The organism is Pseudomonas sp. AB39(2026), assembly GCF_059831485.1.
On the sequence record NZ_CP195212.1, the window covers coordinates 1,259,309 to 1,273,423 of the forward strand.

Annotated in this window: 11 protein-coding genes and 1 pseudogene; 4 read left to right on the top strand and 8 right to left on the bottom strand. The window is 60.9% G+C overall.

The window, feature by feature from the left end; genetic code table 11:
* Entirely contained in the window at positions 1 to 1,014 is a 1,014-nt protein-coding gene (locus ACSAMW_RS05505; RefSeq protein ID WP_500593040.1) for an FAD binding domain-containing protein, read from the top strand.
* Between the two features lie 14 nt (positions 1,015 to 1,028).
* Positions 1,029 to 3,248, top strand: a complete 2,220-nt coding sequence (locus ACSAMW_RS05510; RefSeq protein WP_500593041.1) for a xanthine dehydrogenase family protein molybdopterin-binding subunit — start codon at positions 1,029 to 1,031, stop codon at positions 3,246 to 3,248.
* A 267-nt stretch (positions 3,249 to 3,515) separates the two neighbouring features.
* On the opposite strand, the gene aroA is transcribed toward ACSAMW_RS05510, so the two are convergent.
* Together aroA and ACSAMW_RS05520 are read right to left on the bottom strand one after the other, a co-directional pair.
* Positions 3,516 to 4,772 carry a 3-phosphoshikimate 1-carboxyvinyltransferase gene (gene aroA / locus ACSAMW_RS05515; protein WP_500593042.1) on the bottom strand — a complete coding sequence of 419 codons (1,257 nt, stop codon included), beginning with the start codon at positions 4,770 to 4,772 and terminating at the stop codon, positions 3,516 to 3,518.
* Between the two features lie 63 nt (positions 4,773 to 4,835).
* Complete coding sequence (locus ACSAMW_RS05520; RefSeq protein ID WP_500593043.1) at positions 4,836 to 5,726, bottom strand: EamA family transporter; 891 nt, start codon at positions 5,724 to 5,726, stop codon at positions 4,836 to 4,838.
* Between the two features lie 188 nt (positions 5,727 to 5,914).
* On the opposite strand from ACSAMW_RS05520, the gene ACSAMW_RS05525 reads away from it, so the two are divergent.
* Positions 5,915 to 6,808: a glycosyltransferase family 2 protein gene (locus ACSAMW_RS05525; RefSeq protein WP_500593044.1), complete on the top strand. Its 894-nt coding sequence runs from the start codon at positions 5,915 to 5,917 to the stop codon at positions 6,806 to 6,808.
* Here ACSAMW_RS05525 and ACSAMW_RS05530 read toward each other — a convergent pair.
* The 3 genes from ACSAMW_RS05530 to ACSAMW_RS05540 all read right to left on the bottom strand — a co-directional run bounded on the left by ACSAMW_RS05530 (position 6,783) and on the right by ACSAMW_RS05540 (position 10,230).
* Positions 6,783 to 7,835: a hypothetical protein gene (locus tag ACSAMW_RS05530; protein WP_500593045.1), complete on the bottom strand. Its 1,053-nt coding sequence runs from the start codon at positions 7,833 to 7,835 to the stop codon at positions 6,783 to 6,785. The genes ACSAMW_RS05525 and ACSAMW_RS05530 overlap by 26 nt on opposite strands.
* On the bottom strand, positions 7,828 to 8,919 hold the full coding sequence (locus tag ACSAMW_RS05535) for a glycosyltransferase family 4 protein (RefSeq protein ID WP_500593046.1): 1,092 nt from the start codon (positions 8,917 to 8,919) through the stop codon (positions 7,828 to 7,830). The genes ACSAMW_RS05530 and ACSAMW_RS05535 overlap by 8 nt, the downstream gene beginning before the upstream one ends.
* Before the next feature lie 90 nt (positions 8,920 to 9,009).
* Complete coding sequence (locus ACSAMW_RS05540) at positions 9,010 to 10,230, bottom strand: zinc-dependent alcohol dehydrogenase (RefSeq protein WP_500593047.1); 1,221 nt, start codon at positions 10,228 to 10,230, stop codon at positions 9,010 to 9,012.
* A gap of 188 nt (positions 10,231 to 10,418) precedes the next feature.
* Here ACSAMW_RS05540 and ACSAMW_RS05545 point away from each other — a divergent pair, with 188 nt between their 5' ends.
* Complete coding sequence (locus ACSAMW_RS05545; RefSeq protein WP_500593048.1) at positions 10,419 to 10,637, top strand: hypothetical protein; 219 nt, start codon at positions 10,419 to 10,421, stop codon at positions 10,635 to 10,637.
* Positions 10,638 to 10,743: 106 nt separating this feature from the next.
* Here ACSAMW_RS05545 and ACSAMW_RS05550 read toward each other — a convergent pair whose 3' ends face one another.
* The 3 genes and pseudogenes from ACSAMW_RS05550 to ACSAMW_RS05560 all read right to left on the bottom strand — a co-directional run.
* Entirely contained in the window at positions 10,744 to 11,871 is a 1,128-nt protein-coding gene (locus ACSAMW_RS05550) for a catalase family protein (RefSeq protein WP_500593049.1), read from the bottom strand.
* Between the two features lie 135 nt (positions 11,872 to 12,006).
* Positions 12,007 to 12,873: a methyl-accepting chemotaxis protein gene (locus tag ACSAMW_RS05555; RefSeq protein ID WP_500593982.1), complete on the bottom strand. Its 867-nt coding sequence runs from the start codon at positions 12,871 to 12,873 to the stop codon at positions 12,007 to 12,009.
* Positions 12,868 to 13,941, bottom strand: a pseudogene (locus tag ACSAMW_RS05560) (methyl-accepting chemotaxis protein); the annotation flags it as partial. The gene ACSAMW_RS05555 and the pseudogene ACSAMW_RS05560, both read right to left, overlap by 6 nt.
* Between the last annotated feature and the right edge of the window lie 174 nt (positions 13,942 to 14,115).

A 14,115-nucleotide genomic window follows, 5' to 3' on the forward strand; every position in this document is an offset into this window, starting at 1 on the left:
ATGCAGAATTTTACCTTTACCCGCGCTGGCAGCGCGGAACAGGCTGTTCGCTTGGCTGCGGCCTCACCTACCGCCCAGCAAGGCGCTCAAGTGCGCTTTATTGCCGGCGGCACTACCCTTACTGACCTGATGAAGCTGGGTGTCGAGCATCCTAGCCAGGTGGTGGACATCAACCGCTTGCCACTGATGGATGTCACCGACACAGCAGAAGGTGGCTTGCGCATCGGCGCACTGGTACGCAACAGCGACCTGGCCTGGCACCCACGGGTCACCAGCGAGTACCCGGTGCTGTCTCAGGCTTTACTGTCCGGTGCCTCGGCCCAGTTGCGCAACATGGCGACCACCGGCGGCAACTTGCTTCAGCGCACGCGGTGCATGTACTTCCGCGACAACCTCAGCGCCTGCAACAAGCGTGAGCCCGGCAGCGGCTGTGCAGCCATCGGAGGCGCCAACCGCAACCTGGCTGTGTTCGGCACCAGTGACCATTGCATCGCCAGTAACCCCTCGGACATGAACGTGGCGCTCACTACGCTACAGGCGCAGATCCACATTCAGGGCAGCACGGGTGAGCGCACAGTGCCCATCAGCGATTTCTTCTTGCTGCCCGGCAATACGCCCCACGTGGAAACCGTTTTGAACCCCGGCGACCTGATTACCGCCGTGACCCTTCCCGCGCCGGTCAAAAACGCGCATTCGGCTTACATGAAGCTACGGGATCGGGCCTCTTACGAGTTTGCCCTGGCCTCGGCGGCCATTGTGCTGAAGATAGAGGGCGGGCGCGTGGCCGACGCGCGCATTAGCCTGGGCGGTGTAGGCACCAAGCCCTGGCGCGCTACGGCAGCGGAGCAGGTGCTGATAGGCCGCCCTGCAACAGCCGCCAGTTGGCAATTGGCCGCCGAAGCCGCCGTGCGCGATGCCAAGCCTCAAAGTGAAAACGGCTTCAAGGTCGAACTGGCCAAGCGCTGCGTTGCGCACTGCTTAACCACCGTAGCGCTGACGGCGCAAACCGCATGAGCGAGGGCACCTCCATGGCACAGACATCCGACCGTTTCATCGGCCAGGGCCTGCCACGTATCGACGGCCCCAAGAAGGTCAGCGGCGTAGCAAAATACACCTCCGACCACCACTTTCCTGGGCTGGTGTACGCCGTGCCTGTCACGGCCAGCATTGCCAAAGGCCGCTTGACCGGGTTGAACACCCAGGCTGCTGAAGCTTCGCCTGGAGTGCTGGCTGTGTATCACCAGGGCAATCTAGCCGGCAAGATGTTCCGGCGTCAGCCCAATAAAGGCAAGAATGACGAGGCCCGCCCGCCGCTCTCGGACGACAAAATCACCTATTACGGGCAGTACATTGCCCTAGTGGTTGCCCGTACTTATGAGCAGGCACTGGCGGGTGCAGCGGCAGTGAAGGCTACCTATGCGGCAGAACCGGTGGATGTGAGCACCCGTCTCAGCCCGGAAGCCCCTGAAAAAGTGGACACCGAGCGCGGCGATGTAGACGCTGCCTTCGCTGCTGCCCCTGTAAAGGTGGACTACACCTATACCACTCCGCCTCAGACCCACAACCCTATTGAATTGCACGCCAGCGTGGCCGTGTGGGACGGCCAAGGCTTTACCCTGTACGAAACGTCCCAAGCCATCATGAACCACCAGTTGGTGATGGCGCAGATGCTAGGCGTGGGTCCGCAGCAAGTACGGGTGATCACTGAATACCTAGGCTCGGGCTTTGGCGGCAAGCTCTGGCCCTGGACCCATTCCCTGCTGGCCGCTGCGGCTGCGCGAGAGCTGGGCAAGCCGGTAAAGCTGGTGGTCGACCGGCGCATGATGTTCCAAACCGTAGGCCACCGTGCCAACACTCAGCAACGGCTCCGCCTGGGTGCCAGCGCTGACGGTAAGCTGAACTGCCTGCGCCACGACTACCTGTTCCACAATGCGCGGCTGGACAGCTACAAAGAAAACTGTGGTGAAGCCACTGGCTTCCTGTACAGCACGCCCAACCTCAAAGCGGCGTGGTCTGTGGCCAAGCGAGACGTAGCACCGCCAACCTCCATGCGTGGCCCTGGCGCAGTACCTGGCCTGTATGCCCTGGAATCGGCCATGAACGAGCTGGCCATCGCTTTGAAGATGGACCCTGTGCAATTGCGCCTGGCCAACCAGCCCGATCACGATGAAAGCACGGGCCAGCCCTTCTCGTCTCGCCACTTGGTGGAGTGCCTGACCACGGGTGCAGAGCGCTTTGGCTGGAAATCCCGTGATCCTCAGCCGGGCAGCATGCGCAACGGTGCTGGCGAAGTGATTGGCTGGGGCATGGCCGCCTGCTCGTGGATGGCCAAGGCGCTCCCCGCCAAGGCCACTGTACAACTAGGTACCGATGGGCGCGCCAAAGTATTCTGTGGCACCCAGGATATCGGCACAGGCACCTACACGGTGATTGCGCAGATGGTCGCTGACCTTATCGGCCTGGACCTCAAGTACATCGATGTCATGATCGGCGACACCCGCCTGCCCCCTGGGCCGATGTCTGGCGGCTCCATGGCCACGGGCTCGCTGGTGCCTGCCATTCAACAGGCCACCCGTGAAGCCATGGATGAAGCCATTGAGGCGGCATTGCGCGGCCACCCTGCCTTTGAAGGCAAGGCCAAGGAAGACCTGGTATTTGCCGACATGAAGGTCTCTGTCAAAGACGGTTCAGGTGAAGCTGTGGCCTTGCCTACGGTGCTGAAAGCGGCAGGTATGGACCATGTGAGCGGTGATGGCGAGGGCAAGGGTAGCGAAGAAGCAGCCAAGAAAGTGTCTTTGCATTCCTATGGCGCGCACTTTGTGGAGGTGGTATGGCAACCCGAAATCGCTCGGTTGAAGGTGAACCGGATCGTGACAGTGATAGACGCCGGGACCATTCTCAATACCCGCACCGGCCGTAACCAGATCGAAGGCGCGCTGATGATGGGCGTGGGCATGGCACTCTTCGAGGCCACTGAGTATGACCATCGCAATGGCGCCCCGGTGAACGCGAACTTGGCCGATTACATCGTCACCACCCATGCCGATGCCCCTGAGGTGGATATTACCTTCCTGGACTATCCCGACTACGCCCTCAACCCACTTGGCGCGCGGGGTATCGGAGAAATAGGGCTGGCAGGTGTAGCAGCGGCCATTACCGATGCCGTGTATCACGCCACCGGTGTTCGAGTGAGGGATTTGCCCGTACGGATCGAAGACCTGCTCGGCACCCCTCAGGTCAGAGCCTGACCAGGGCTACGCCCTACCCTTGTTGGACCGGTCGCAGCCAACGGCGTAGACCGGGAATTTGGCGCATTGCATCCCTGGCCAAGTTCGCAGGATGCTCCTGCTCCCATAGGGGGGTGCTGAAGCAAACGCCAACTTGGCCCTAGCCTACGCAGGGCACGCCGCACCCTGTTGGACCGGTCGCAGCCGACGGCGTAGACCCGGAACTTGGCGCACGCTAGGTATGTGCCCAAGTTCGCAGGATGCTCCTGCTCCCACAGGAGGGTGTGCTTAGGCAAACACCAGCCCAACCCCCAACCCACGCAGGGCGTCCCAATAGGCCGGGTAGGTCTTGCCTACGCAGGCAGGGTCCTGAATGCGGATGCCGGCCACTTTCAACCCGGCCAGGGCAAAGCACATGGCCATACGGTGGTCGGAATGGGTGTCGATCACCGCATCCGTCACTGTACCGGCCAGGGAAGGATCAGCTGCCACAAGCAAGTCGTCACCCTCCACCGTCGCCAAGCCAGGGCGAATGGCATTGAGGCCATCGTGAAGCGCCTGTACCCGGTCGCATTCCTTCACACGCAAGTTGGCCAACTGGGTGAACCGCACGGGTGTCGTGTTGAACGCCGCCAGTACGGCCAGGGTGGGAATGGCATCCTGCATCTGCGAGCCATCGATCACCGCGTCCATATGGGGGAAGCGGGCAATATGTGCCTGGGCTTCGGCGTCTGGCTGGGTAAAGGCGTCGTTGGCCACCCCCAAGTCGATACGCCCCTCGGTCAGCGCCTCGGCGGCCCACAGGTAAGTGGCGGCGGAGGCATCAGGCTCGATCAGGTAGTCCGTGGCGGTATAACCGGTGGCAGCAACGCGCCAGATACTGTCATCCAGCACCTGCACCTTTGCTCCGAAGGCCTTCATGCAAGCCAGGGTAAGGTCCACATAGCCACGGGCACCGATGTCCTTCCCGGTCAGCGCCACCTCAACGCCCGCCTCTCCCAATGCCGCCAGCATCAGCAGTGCCGACACATACTGGCTGGACAGCCCACCGTCAATTTCAAGCCTGCCCACACGCAGCGCACCCTGGCCGTGCACGGTGACCGGCGGGCAGCCTGTGGGGCTGGTAGCCTCCACACCTGCGGTGCACAGGGCTTCAAGCAGTGGGCCTATGGGGCGCTTCTGCATATACGCATCCCCGTCGAGCACCACCTCACCCTGCACAGTAGCCACAGCAGCCGTCAGGAACCGCACAGCCGTGCCGGCATTCCCCAGGAACAAAGGCCCCGTGGGCGGTTGAAGCTTGCCACTGCCGGTAACTACGAAAGTGGTCGCGTCGGGTTCTTCAATGGTCACGCCCATCTGCCGCAGCGCTTCGGACATGTGCCGGGTGTCATCACTTTTCAAGGCACCACTCAGGCGGCTGGTGCCCTTGGCCAAAGCAGCCAGCAGCAATGCCCGATTGGTGATGGACTTGGACCCTGGAGGTGCCACCCGCCCTTGCAAGGGAATGCCAGGCGGGACGACAGTGACAGTGGGCAGGCTCATGGGCTTCTCCAGAGGGCAATGGGGAAAAGCGCCGATGATGCCACAAAGCGCCTGCTCTAGGCATTACGCCTGGGCAGGGCGCCCGTTGCGCAGAGCCCATAGCCGAGGCCCGAACACGTTGACCAACAACCCCACCATGACCAGCGCCCCGCCCACCCATTGCAACGTGCCCAGGCGTTCCCCTAGCAGCAAGGCCGACGAGCTTAACCCGATCACTGGCACTAACAGGGAAAACGGCGCCACTTTGCCGGTGGGGTAGCGTGACAGCAGGGTACTCCACAGGCCATAGCCCAGCATGGTGGCAATGAATGCCAGGTAGGCCAGGCTCAGGATGGAGCTAAGGTGAATATTCATCAGGGACGTGACTATCAGCTGCTGCCCCTCCAGCCACCAGGACAACGCTAGGAAGGGTAATGGCGGGATCAGTGCGCCCCACACCACCAGGCCCACCAGGTTCACGTTACCAAAACGTCGGGTGATGATATTGCCCATGGCCCACATGGACGCTGCGCACAGGGTCAGCAGCACGGCCAGCAGCGGTGTAGGGTGTGCCCCCTCGAACCCGATCAGTGCCAGGCCCCCTGCCGCTACCAGCAGCCCCAGTACGCTGGCCGGCCGCAGCCGCTCCTTGAGGAACACCGCCGCAAAAATCATGGTAAAGAAGGCTTGGCTTTGCAGTACCAACGACGCCAGGCCCGGCGGCATGCCATTGCCCATGGCTTCGAACAGAAAGGCGAATTGGCCCAGGGAAATGGTCGCCCCGTATGCGATCAGCCAGCGCCAGGGCAGGTTCGGGCGCTTGATGAACAACACCGCCGGGAAGGCGACCAAGGCAAAACGAAGGGCGCCTAGCAACATGGGTGGCAGGCCGTCGAGGCCGACCTTGATGACAACAAAGTTCAGGCCCCAGGCCACGATTACGACGAGTGCCAGTAATAAATCCTTGGGTGACATGCTTGCTCCTGATTTGAGGTCGGGCACTTTGGTCAGCGGAAAGAAACCTTGGCGGCATGGCTGGGTCGATTGCTTCAAGCGAGCAAACGCCGTACATGCGCCGGGAGATGCTTCCCCTGCAGGATGGTACGTGCAACGCCCTCACACCGCCAACCACCGCTTGGTTTTCTGTTTCCGGAGCCTACGCCATGACAGCCCCTACCTTGAACACTACGGCCGCCATAGCCCCGGCGCCCGGGGTTCATGTGATCACTCTGGTTCACGGCCGCCGGGCCCACCTGGATAACCTGTTGACCGGGCTGGAGCATTCGACCCTGCTGCCACAGAGCGTGTGGGTGATCCACATGAACGAGCCGGTAGCGGGCCTGCACAGCGACCGCTTCCCTATCCATGAGCTCAGCCTTGAAGACACCACCGGCCTACCGCTGGCCCGGGCACGAAATGCGGTAATCGGGCTACCCGCCAGTGGCCCTTGGGTGTTTATCGACGTGGACTGCATTCCCTCCGAACACATGCTGGAGTACTACCAGGCGGCGCTGACCGCCCACCCCCACGACCTGCACCTGGGTGCCGTGCGCTACTTGCCTGAAGGTGCCAACGCGCCCGGCTGGACCGAAGCCAGCCTGCAAGCCCAGAGCGTTGCCCACCCGCTGAGTGTGTACCGGGGTGAGCCAGGGGATGAAATGGAGCATGCACTGTTCTGGTCGTTGAACTTCGCCTGCACCCGGGCGGTGTTTGAACGCATCGGTGGGTTTGACGAGGGCTACACAGGCTACGGGGCTGAAGACACGGACTTCGCCTTCCGCGCCCAGGATCGCAAGGTTGCCCTGCGTGTGGCTGAGGCGATGGCTTTTCACCAGTACCACCCCACCTACAGCCCGCCCTTGAACCACTTCCACGACATCATCAGCAATGCCCGCCGCTTTCATCAGCGGTGGAGTGTGTGGCCCATGGAGGGCTGGCTACGCAGCTTTGCCGAGCGGGGCCTGGTGCATTGGGAAGGCACCACGCTGGATGTGCTCAGAACCCCGGAACAAGAGGAAGTTGAGGCCTGCTTTAACACGGCGCGCCAAGGCTTTTGACAAGGGCCTGCGCCTGTTCCTGAATGATCGCTGCTGCCCGTGCACTGGCGGCAACGTCTGCCCACTGGCGCCACCGGTTGCCGTCCAAGGCAAACGCTTGATCCAGTACGGCGGGCCAGCGTTCAGGTGCAGGCCAAGCGTCCAGGCCGATGGCTACCCCTAGCTCATTCAAACGCCGGGCCTGATGCAGCTGCTCATCGAAGGGCCGGTCCTCCGCCACTGCCACAAACCGGCACCCCAGGGAGGCCGCCTCAGACACCAGGCTGTCACTGGCACTGCCCAGTACCACGCCTGCGTGGCGTAGCTCATCCAGAGGGTTCTCCAGGTGCCCCAGGGGCACCAGGTTGGGCGGCCCGTCTGCCAGCAACGCCGCGTCCACACCTGCAACCCTTAACTCGAACGCCGGGCAGGCCAGCGCCGCGGCCTTGAGCAATGTAGGTGTCAGCCCATTGCCCCCGCGCCCACAGATCACCAGCACACGGCCAGGCTGGGGCTCGGCGGGGCTCTGCTCGGCAAAGCGCGACAGCCAGCCGCTGTAATAGGTTTTGGCGCGCCAAGCCTCAGGCAGTCGCGGGTCTTCCATCTCCTTCGGATAAGGCGCAAGCAACGCAGTAGCACTTTCATAGGCCAACCGGTGGGCCGCGTCGTCACGCTCGCCCTGCTGACGCAGGTAAATCACGGGCACCGAGCACAACCGAGCGAATACAGCCACTTCGACGGACACATCCACCACCATCAAGCAGGGCCAATGGGTGCTGAACCACTGCGCCATTATGGCCATGCGTTCGCGCAACCCCTGTACGCCCAAGGGTGCGTAGTGCAGGCATGACAGTTCACCCTCCTCGGCACCCTCCGCCGTATCCATCGGCAAAGGCAACGTCTGTATATGGGAAGCAAAGGGCCCTGCAGGCAATTGACTGCCCATCAGGGTAACGGGATACCCCATTTGAGCCGCAATGGTTGCTGCCCGCACCCCATGCCCAGCGCCGTGATGATGCACGTAATAGGCGATATGCACGTCACCCATGGCTGGCTGCCACCTTCGTCAACAATTGCTCGTAGCGGCTGAGCATCAAGCCGTAACCCCAATTACGTTCGGCCTGTTCGCGGCAAGCTTGGCGCGACTTGCCCGCGGCGCTCATCATGGCCTTGGCCAGGGCCGCTGTGTCGTTGGCAGGCACGACCACGCCCGTGTCTTCAGTCACCAGGTCTGCAATAGCGCCTCGGTCGAAGGCCGCTACCGGCGTACCACAGGCCAGTGCCTCAGCCACCACCAGCCCAAACGGCTCATCCCAACAAGGTGTTACCAGCGCCACTTTGGCATGGGCCAGGGCTTTGGCCAGCTTGTCCCGGGACAGATGCCCCAAGTGATGCACCTGGGGGCCCAGCAAGGGTTCGATATGGCTGCGGAAGTATTCATCGTCCGCCATGTTGCCGGCCAGGTGTATTTCCATGCCCGCCAACCGCGCGGCCTCGATAGCCAGGTGCGCGCCCTTTTCAGGCACCAGCCGGCCAAACCAAAGTGCGTGGTCCCCGGTAGGCTCCGTACTCGGTGCCCAGCCGTCCAGGTCAATGCCATTGGGGATAACGGCGCAGTCGGGCAGCAGGTGTCGCCAGCTCCGCGCATTGGCAGCCGACACCGTACAGAAGTGGCCGGCCGCGCGGCCATTGCCATAGGCATTGATCAACTCAAAGAACGGTGGCGTATGCAGCACCGTCAGCATGGGTGTACGCAGCAGGCTGGTCATCGTAGCCGGCACATAATGCAAGGCGTTGTTGAAGATCACATCGAAACCCATGGCATCGATGCGTTGCATAAGCCCCAAGTAGGCGTGGTGCTCTGCCATGTAGCCTTCGCTCAGGCTGATGGGTTTGCACTGGTACTCAATAATGGGCACCACGTTCAGCGCTTCTGCGCTGCCATCACGTGCGAACAGCGTCACGTCGTGCCCGCGTGCGCGTAGGCCCAGCACGATATCGTGGGTAAACGCTTCCAGCCCCCCTGCAAAGGGTTGGCGAATAGGAAACTGGATATGGGCGATCACACCAATGCGTAACGGGCGCACAGGTGGCAGGCTAGCAGTACTGGCAGAATGTTCAGGCTCAGGCATCGAGGGTCATCCAGTGACAAAGAAAACCCCGGCGCTTGGGTTGTTCACTTCCAGGCCGGGGCGATACGCGGGGGTTAGACCACTGTTAGCTTATGCGAGCACACCACTGCCTGTAACAGGCTCAGGGATCACGACGTCTGGCGTACCGGGGGTAAGGATCACCTTGCGGCAATCTTCTTCCTTCTTGTCGAAAATCTTGTACCCCTCGGCAGCCTGCTCCAAGGACAACCGGTGGGTAACAATGGCCTCTGGGGCCAGTTTTCCTTGCTCAATATAGCCCAGCAGCTCGGGCAAGTATTTCTGCACATGGGTCTGGCCCATGCGGAAGGTGAGGCCTTTGTCGAAGGCGTCGCCAAACAGGAAGCCGTGGATAGGCCCGGCGTACACGCCCGGCACGCTGACAACACCCCCACGGCGAACGGCCGCGATGCACTGGCGCAAGGCCTTGCCGCTGCTGCCTTCCAACTTGAGGTTGGTCAGGATGGTTTCAGTGGTGCTGCCTTTGGCCTCAAAGCCTACTGCGTCAATGACACCATCGACGCCACGGTTCCCCGGGGTCTGTTCCAGAATGGTCTCGGCAGGGTCATCATTTTCATCAAAGTTGATGGGAATTACGCCGTAGGTCTGTTGGGCATAGGCCAGACGGTAGGCATGGTGGTCGACCATAAAGATCTTTTCCGCGCCTAGCATTTTTGCGCAAGCAGCCGCCAACAGGCCTACTGGCCCAGCACCGTAGATTGCCACGCTCGAGCCTTGGCCAATGCCTGCATTGGTGACCGCCTGCCAGGCCGTAGGGAGAATGTCACTAAGGAACAGTACTTTCTCATCGGCCAAGGTGCTGGGTACCTTGAACGGCCCGGTATTGGCCTTGGGCACCCGCACGTACTCGGCCTGGCCGCCAGGAATGCCGCCATAGAGGTGGCTGAAACCGAACAAAGCAGCGCCTGGGGGAACAATCTTCTTGTTCACAATCGCGCCGCGGCCCGTGTTAGTGGTTTCACAGGCAGCGAACAGGTCATGGTTGCAGAAGAAGCAGGTACCGCAGGCAATTACGAATGGCACTACGACCCGGTCACCCTTCTGCACAGAGGTCACCGCTGAGCCGGCTTCTACCACAATGCCCATGAATTCATGGCCGAAGATGTCACCGTGCTCGGTTTTCGGAATCTTGCCCCGGTACAAGTGAAGGTCTGAGCCGCAAATGGCAGTGGCCGTAACCTGCAGAATAATGTCTTCAGGGTCCTGAATCACCGGATCTGGAACAGTATCGACTTTTACGCTGTGGGCGCCGTGATAGGTAAGTGCACGCATGATAATGACCTCAGAGTGGTTCCTAATGCTGAGCGAGGCGCCAGGGCAATGGTTCATAAATCGAAAGCAATGGCGGATGAGTGGCACTCAGGCATTTTGGGTCGAACCAAGCAAGGGCCGTGCACTCGAACCCTTGCCTGCCCTGCGTTGCGCTAGGGCGTGTTTTTTTGCCAAGCCTGGAGACGTTGATGAACAACCAAGAGACCCAAGATCACCCCGAGGCCCTGGTAACCGATACCCAAGGCAAGCCGGTCGATGTGGTAAAGCGTGATATCACGCAACCTGAAAACACGGATACCGATGATGTGGACAAAGTGATCACGCCCACCTCCATCAAGCGCATGGAACAGGACGCTGAAACGTTGGAGCGCAAGAATGCTGAAGTAGAGCGCCAGCTGGGTAAGTAATCGGTTTATCACATAACGATTCGCCCACTGCGTAGGCTTCTACACGCGTGTCGTCGGCACAATACATGTAGGAGCCTACGCAGTGGGCGAATCCGTTTCACCCTCGCTAACTCGCGTTATCCCCCTCTGACGACACCGACACCGCCGATTTAGGCTCATGAATAGGGCACCCTCGGTGCTGCCCTCTGAAACCTGCTGAATGTTCATAGGCAGGCTTGCGAACCCGCATGACACCACCCAGTGGGCGGTGTGCCGCCAAGCCGTGCCATGGGCTGAAAGACAAGCCCTCATCTAGTTGTTTTACCCGCTCAGGTGTCCAGGAGGGCTGTTGCGGCACCCGTACGGTGGCGACTGTAATGTAAGGGCTTTCGTCCTCGGGCCATTCCACCGAAGCGTCCTCGATGGGCATCCTGTCAATAGACGTTGCCAGCTGCACGCGTACCTCCCATATGCCTTCATGGGCTGCGAAAAACGTGCCTACTGCTTCACGCAGGCCATCTGGCTTGCCGTCTAGGTCGACAGGCTGATCAGTCAGTGCGGTAAGGCTGGGCGACACCGGCGCTACGCTAAGTTTGGCGTAGTAAGCGCCATACAGAAACGGCACCACCGTATAAAAGGTTTCACCTAAAGGGTGCGTGAGAGGATGGCCACCCAGGCTTTTGAGCGTACCACTCTCCCCGCCCATGGCTTCCAGCGTGGTCTCTATTCCACGCAGGGCAGCCGATAGCGCCCTCTTGAGGGCGGCAGCTTTATCAGTGGTCTTGGCCAGTAACTTGAGGGTTTTCAGGAATGCCTTGGGCGTGGCTGCCGTAAACGCCTTGGCGTTCTGCATCACAAAGTCTTGTGTGGTATCACCTTCGCTGCCCGGCAAACGTTCGCCGTGCACCCCAATGACCTTCAGTGCCATGCCCCGTGGGGTAGAGACCTTGTCGTCAAGGATATCGCCTGGGTTGGTGGAGATGCGCAGCACCGCAGGGTAGGTGCCAGGCGTAGCAAACATGCCCTGTGCCAGCGCAGCGGGCAGGCCTTCGGCCACGGTCAGGGTGCCTGTGAGCAAGCCGTGGGCCTTGGCATGCACACTGCGCACCGCCTGCCCGTAATCGGCAGCGGTGGTTGCCAGAATGCTATGCATGGTGGCGACCAGGGCTTCGCTGGTTTGGGCTTCATCGTCAGGTACCTGCTCGAACGCAGGGTCGAAGGGTAGCGGCGAAACAGCAAGCGGGGCTGCGGTCATGGTGAATGCGCTCTGATGGCTGATAACGGGTGCGCGCCCTGTCGGGTACGGCCGACCCGTTTGGGCAGACGCACCCTCTATCGACACCGCCAGTGCCTATGGTGTTCAGCAACCTCTGCCCTGAATCCTTGCCGTTCAGCTCAACCGAAATTGAGCAATCTGCTGCTGCAGTTGCCCGCTCAGCGCTGCCATTCCGGCACTGGAATGCGCCGTATCATCACTGGCTCGGGACGTTTGCTCCGCGATGTCACGCACGCTCAAAATGCTGCGGTTGATCTCTTCGGCAACTGAGGTCTGTTCCTCAGCAGCCGTTGCGATTTGCAGGTTCATTTGCTGAATGCTGGAGACTGCTGAGGTAATGCGCTTCAAGGCGGCGCCGGCGTCATTACCTAAGGCCAATGTGTTCGCGGTCAAGTCCCGGCTGCTGCTGGTCAAGGTGGTGACATTGTCCACGCCTCCTTTCAATTTTTTGATCAGGGTTTCAATTTCGGTGGTGGACTGCTGGGTCCGCTTGGCCAGGCCGCGCACTTCGTCGGCCACTACGGCAAAGCCCCGCCCCGCCTCACCGGCACGGGCGGCTTCAATGGCGGCATTGAGGGCCAGCAGGTTGGTCTGCTCGGCCACGGCCTTGATCACGTCCAGTACGCTGCCAATGTGATCACTTTCCTGCTGCAGTTGCTGTACCGCTTCAGAGGCCAAGGCCATTTGCCCCACCAGCCGGTCCATTTCGCTCACAGCCTGGTTAACCTTGCGGTCGCCTTCCTGAGCTTCCCTATCAGCAGCTTCTGCCGCTGAGGAGGCCTGGGCCGCATTGGCGGCGACTTCCTGTACGGTGGCAGCCATCTGATTCATGGCCGTGGCCACCTGGTCGGTTTCAGTACGTTGCTGGGAGATACCCGCCTTGCCTACGTCGGTGATCTGCAACAGCTGCCGAGACACATCATTGATCTGCTCCGCACCTGCACCGATGTGGCCGATCAGGCCGCGCAGGCTCTTCACCATGGCCTGGGTGCTGCGTTGCAGCTGGCCGAGCTCATCGGCGCGGTCGGTGGCCACGTCTTCACTGAGGTCGCCTTTGGCGATTCGATTGGCCGCCCTCACCACGGCGTTAAGCGGCGAGACGATCTGCCGGGTGATCAACCACGCCGCTAGCACCGCAATCACCAGCGCGACGCCCAGGCCGATAAACAGCTGCGCCTTGGCGCTGCCTTCGTCCTGATCACGGATGGCCTTCTGGCTTTCCTGAATGCGATGGCTGGCCTCGCGCATGGCAGCGCCCTGTTGGGACATGTCACGGGCAGCGGTTTGGCTAGCGACAATGCCTTGAGTAAAGGCTGTAAAGGCGGCGCGGTATTGCCCTAGGAAGTTGTCGGCCGCGATCAGCGCGTCGCGTTGGTCCACGGGCGTATCAGCGATCAGCTGTTTGAGGTCAGTGCCCACCTTGTTCAGGGCTTCATTCGCGGCGGCAAGCGACTTGTCGCTTTGCTCGAAAATATAGCCGCGCACCAGGTACCGGATATGAAGCAGTTGCTGATAGGTTTTGCTTAACCGCTGTACCTGTTCAACCTGCTGGGTGCCAGGCGTGCCTAAGGCCACCTTGAACAGCGCTTCTTGAAGGGTATCGAACGCCTTGAACGCATTATTGCCGTTGGTGACCAAGGTGGCGCGAGCACTGTCCCGGCTGGCCTGGGCTGCGACCAGTTGGTTGAGGGCTTTTTCGTAGCGCTGGGTGGCGGCCTGCATCTGCGTCAACTCGGGGCGCTGGCGCTCGGGCAAGGCGCCAAGTGCATCGGCGATCTTCCCGTTCAGCTCCACAATGTAATGTTCAAGCCATTGCGCATCGGCTTTCTCGCCTTGGGCAATGAAACGCTCGCGGACCATTCCAGCTTCAAGCAAGGAGCGCTCGATCTGGCTCACGCTCTGAAGGTCGTCGGCACTGGCGATCATCCGGTCGGTACTCTTGAGCCCAATGGCGGTCGTGATCACTGTCAGCACCAAAACAATCCCAAACCCCACTGCCAGTTTCCTACTGACAGACAGGTTGGCAAACATGCCCTGTATCGCATTCATTATTTTTATCCCTGAACCGGAAAGAGTCGCCCCGCATAAGGCACCACTTCAGCCATCGTGTGCGCAGTGGGCAGCCACGTTAACGGCCTGGCGGGAAAAAAGATGAGGGGGTATGGATCCTATGCAGATAGACGGTTTGAAAACGCTGACACGGCCTTAAGGCAACTTCACAGC

What these genes read in the sequence shown, in the direction of transcription:
- ACSAMW_RS05510 (WP_500593041.1), top strand. Translation starts at nt 1,029, where the DNA reads ATGGCACAGACATCCGACCGTTTCATCGGCCAGGGCCTGCCACGTATC.
- ACSAMW_RS05550 (WP_500593049.1), bottom strand. Translation starts at nt 11,871, where the DNA reads ATGACCGCAGCCCCGCTTGCTGTTTCGCCGCTACCCTTCGACCCTGCG.
- aroA (WP_500593042.1), bottom strand. Translation starts at nt 4,772, where the DNA reads ATGAGCCTGCCCACTGTCACTGTCGTCCCGCCTGGCATTCCCTTGCAA.
- ACSAMW_RS05540 (WP_500593047.1), bottom strand. Translation starts at nt 10,230, where the DNA reads ATGCGTGCACTTACCTATCACGGCGCCCACAGCGTAAAAGTCGATACT.
- ACSAMW_RS05555 (WP_500593982.1), bottom strand. Translation starts at nt 12,873, where the DNA reads ATGGTGAAGAGCCTGCGCGGCCTGATCGGCCACATCGGTGCAGGTGCG.
- ACSAMW_RS05535 (WP_500593046.1), bottom strand. Translation starts at nt 8,919, where the DNA reads ATGCCTGAGCCTGAACATTCTGCCAGTACTGCTAGCCTGCCACCTGTG.
- ACSAMW_RS05545 (WP_500593048.1), top strand. Translation starts at nt 10,419, where the DNA reads ATGAACAACCAAGAGACCCAAGATCACCCCGAGGCCCTGGTAACCGAT.
- ACSAMW_RS05505 (WP_500593040.1), top strand. Translation starts at nt 1, where the DNA reads ATGCAGAATTTTACCTTTACCCGCGCTGGCAGCGCGGAACAGGCTGTT.
- ACSAMW_RS05520 (WP_500593043.1), bottom strand. Translation starts at nt 5,726, where the DNA reads ATGTCACCCAAGGATTTATTACTGGCACTCGTCGTAATCGTGGCCTGG.
- ACSAMW_RS05525 (WP_500593044.1), top strand. Translation starts at nt 5,915, where the DNA reads ATGACAGCCCCTACCTTGAACACTACGGCCGCCATAGCCCCGGCGCCC.
- ACSAMW_RS05530 (WP_500593045.1), bottom strand. Translation starts at nt 7,835, where the DNA reads ATGGGTGACGTGCATATCGCCTATTACGTGCATCATCACGGCGCTGGG.